General features: G+C 56.2%; 3 protein-coding genes and 1 pseudogene. 2 read left to right on the top strand and 2 right to left on the bottom strand.

Annotation, left to right across the window (positions count from 1 at the left end; all coding sequences use genetic code 11):
* Positions 1-490, bottom strand: a pseudogene (locus tag RMSM_RS18650) (hypothetical protein); the annotation flags it as partial.
* A 263-nt stretch (positions 491-753) separates the two neighbouring features.
* On the opposite strand from RMSM_RS18650, the gene RMSM_RS18645 reads away from it, so the two are divergent.
* Together RMSM_RS18645 and hemQ are read left to right on the top strand one after the other, a co-directional pair.
* Complete coding sequence (locus RMSM_RS18645) at positions 754-1,470, top strand: hypothetical protein (protein ID WP_008699656.1); 717 nt, start codon at positions 754-756, stop codon at positions 1,468-1,470.
* A 241-nt stretch (positions 1,471-1,711) separates the two neighbouring features.
* Positions 1,712-2,518, top strand: a complete 807-nt coding sequence (gene hemQ, locus RMSM_RS18640) for a hydrogen peroxide-dependent heme synthase (RefSeq protein ID WP_040768019.1) — start codon at positions 1,712-1,714, stop codon at positions 2,516-2,518.
* Between the two features lie 13 nt (positions 2,519-2,531).
* Here the strand turns inward: hemQ and RMSM_RS18635 are convergent, their stop codons facing one another.
* A complete protein-coding gene (locus tag RMSM_RS18635) occupies positions 2,532-3,455 on the bottom strand; it encodes a phosphoribosylaminoimidazolesuccinocarboxamide synthase (RefSeq protein ID WP_040768016.1) in 924 nt (307 codons plus the stop codon).
* Between the last annotated feature and the right edge of the window lie 111 nt (positions 3,456-3,566).

Genomic DNA, 3,566 nt, shown 5'->3' with positions numbered 1-3,566 from the left:
TTTTGCGATTGCGAACTTTCGCATACATGTATTCATAATCGCCCAGCGTGTCTCCCACGCGTTCTCGTTTGACCAAGATCGCGGTGTAGTCGTTGACGTTGGCGCGGCAGTGGGTCAGCGCGTCCTGGGCCATTTCCAGAGCGCGATCCAGCGGGTGCTGGGCGATCATCGGCTTGGACGTAACGCTGGCCGCGTTGGCGACGCGGTGGATCGGTTCGACGAGCTGCGGGTCTTCCGCAAAAGCACGGTCCGTTCCCAACACACCCGTAACGGAAAGCGAACCAAACAGGGCGACAAAGTGGCGGCGTTGCATTTTCATGAATTTCTTCCTGGAAGTAACGTTGCGGCCTCCATTGCCGCCTAGGTTGTCTATCGCCGAACGACAGCACGAATCATGAAAAGGGAAAAGCGTCATGGTCATCAATAACGTAACCGGCACATCCGGAACCATCGCTGCGATGATTCGCCACTCTTCCGATGGCAGACTCATTACTTCGTATCTCGACCGGGATTCGCAAATCCACCATACAGACGACGTCAAAGCCGTTTCCAGATCATTTTCGACTGTTTACTTGGGGAATCGACGAAAAATGCGTTGTCTGCACTTCTTGCGTCGTTCTTGAACCGATCTTGGATTTTTGGCTCAACCACCCCGTCTTGGTCGGCCGATGAGTAAAAAACGGACAATCGGCAAAGTTTCTCTAGTTTACCAGGTCCGCTGTCCGTCCTTCGCACTCGGTCGAGTTTTTTGTAATGATTTCAAACCGTTCTTTCACCGGATCCGACATGGCCGTGTGGTTGGTGCTCGTCCTTGTCGCCGCAGTTGTCGCTACTCCGACCGATGCCGCAGACGTGACAGAGGCAGAAATGAAGGCCCGGCAATCTTGGGCCCCGGTGGCCACATCGAATCAACCACCGCAACCGCTGCGGGACCCAGTTGATTGGCCGCAACCGATTCGGCGTGGGGCGTCCGCTGTGTCGACAGCTTCCTCGTACAGGTCAACGGGAAACGGCCGCTATTCGCAACAAGTCCGTTTGGTAGGTTCGGTCGACGGATCCCCAATCGCCGACGCATCGCAATTCGAGCGTCCTCGGTATGCGGACGGGGAACCACCGGTGCACGTTTCTCAACAAACCGATCCGCCCACCGGGCAAAACGTAGGGCTGCTGTCGGATTTATTCGGCGGGGCGATCGGTCCAGGCAATCCGACACCGACGCACCGCGTGATCCGTTCGCCCGAATTCAAAATGCCTAAAAACAAGTTGGGGGAACGCTACTCGGAAACCCATCCTCCGCACTCGTCGCACCATCAACGCAAGGTCGGTACGCCTGCGATGATTCCCCAAGCCAAAGAGAGCGCCCGATGGAAGACGCCTTATTCGTATGGCTATTTCGGAGCGACTGGCAAACGCAGTTGGTCCAAGCATACGGGGTATCGTGACCGCTATACCGAATGGATCTTGCAGTAGTTTTTTTGAGTGGAGGTATCGTGAGGAATGCCGGCTCGGGATCGCCCTTCTTTCAAACTTGGCGGCAATCGGGGTAGGATGTTCGCTGCGGGTTTTGTTGCCGTTGTTCAAAACCTCTCTGTCTCCCCTAGCGATAACCCGATAGCGATACACGATGAGCTCTTCAGAACCTACCTCGGGGCGTCCTGCCCCCGCGTCACCTGCATCGCCCGCTGGCCGTCCCGGTCACCGTGGTGCTCCATTGCCTGAGCCTTCGGTGATCCCAGAGAACGGATGGCACTGTGCCCATTACTTTTATCGTTTTCGCCGCGAAGCTCTCACGGCACGCTTGAGTGCTGAATGCCAAGCTCAGTTCAAAGCCGCACTGCACCCGACCGCGGATTTGGCACCCGAGCGACTTGCCAGCTACTGGACCAGCGGCCATCGTGCCGATTTTGGCGTGATGATCATGGATCCGGATCCGGCCAAGGTGGATGCGGTTCATCAACGTATCCTTGCGCCGTCGTTGGGGCAATTTGTTGAACCGAGCTGGTCGTTTGTTTCGATGAGCGAAGTGAGCGAGTATGTGCCTTCGATCGAGGAATATGAGAAACGCTTGATCGCCGGCGGCGAAGTTGCCGGTTCGCCCGAAGTCGCAGCCAAGGTTGCTGCGTACGAGCGACGCTTGCCAATCATGAACGAGCAGCGGATCCGACCGGAATTTCCCGAATGGCCCGCGGCTTGTTTCTATCCGATGAATAAGAGCCGTGTCTTTGGCGCCAACTGGTTTACCGAACCTTTCAGTCGCCGTAACAAGATGATGGCCGAACACGCCCAAAGCGGGATGGCGTTCGCTGGAAAAGTAAGCCAGCTGATTTCCGTCGGCGTCGGTATCGATGATTGGGAGTGGATGGTCACGCTATGGGGGCGAAACCCAGAATATCTCAAAGAGATCGTCTACAAGATGCGGTTCGACGAAGCGAGTGCCAAGTATGGTGAATTCGGACCGTTCTACGTCGGTTATCGTGCCAGTGCCGAAGAGATCCTCGAGCACTGCCAATTAAGCTAGGAATGCCGCGGCGTCAGGAGAACGTTTCCCCCGTGATACGTTCGAACGCTTCGGTGTATTTGGCGGCCGTTCGCTCGATCACTTCGGCGGGCAACGGCGGCGGATCGGATTGTTTGTCCCAGCCGCACTGCGATAGATACTCGCGAACAAATTGCTTGTCAAACGAGGGTTGAGCCGATCCCGGTGCGTAGCTGGCAGCGTTCCAAAATCGCGAGCTGTCCGGCGTCAACACCTCGTCGACCAGCACCAATTCGTCATCGACCCTGCCGAATTCGAATTTGGTATCTGCGATGATCAACCCCTTGGATGCCGCGTGCTCAGACGCGACGCGGTAGATACGGAGGCTTTGGTCACGAAGTTTTTCGGCTAATTCCGTCCCGATGTCCGAAGCCATCCGGTCGAAAGAGACATTTTCGTCGTGCCCCTCTTCCGCCTTGGTTGCGGGGGTGAAAATCGGTTCGGGCAACGCGTCGCACTGCTTCAGACCCTGCGGCAGTGCGTTTCCACAAATCTCGCCGGTCGCTTGATACTCCAGCAACCCACTGCCTTCGAGATAACCGCGGACAACGCATTCAAACGGCACGACGTCGGCTTTTTCGACGATCATCGTTCGTCCTTCCAGCGGCGAAGTGTCGAATTTTTGCGACAACGTCTCGGGAATCTCCGTCGTCAGCAGGTGATGACGTACCGGCAGAATTGAAAACCAAAAACGGCTCATTTGAGTTAATAAGCGGCCTTTGTTTGGAATCCCGCTAGGCAGGATGTAGTCAAAGGCGCTGATTCGATCGCTGCTGACGATCATCAGCGAATCTCCCAGATCGTAGACGTCTCGCACTTTGCCGCTGCGTCGGGGCATTGGCAAATGCGTCGACAGCAGTGCTCCGCAGGCGTCAAAGCGGTACAGGTCCGGGGGGCTGGATTCGTTTGGGGTGCTCATGCAATTACTTTGCCAAAACGATCCTGAATCGGCAACTAGCCTATTCGGGCGAATCCCGGCTGGGGCAATCCCCAATGCCATCTACTTTGGCAACCACTGGAGATGCTCAAG

Source organism: Rhodopirellula maiorica SM1 (genome assembly GCF_000346295.1).
Taxonomy (GTDB): domain Bacteria; phylum Planctomycetota; class Planctomycetia; order Pirellulales; family Pirellulaceae; genus Novipirellula; species Novipirellula maiorica.
The sequence above is the reverse complement of the archived record's forward strand: the minus strand, read 5'-3'. Positions and strand labels throughout refer to the sequence as shown.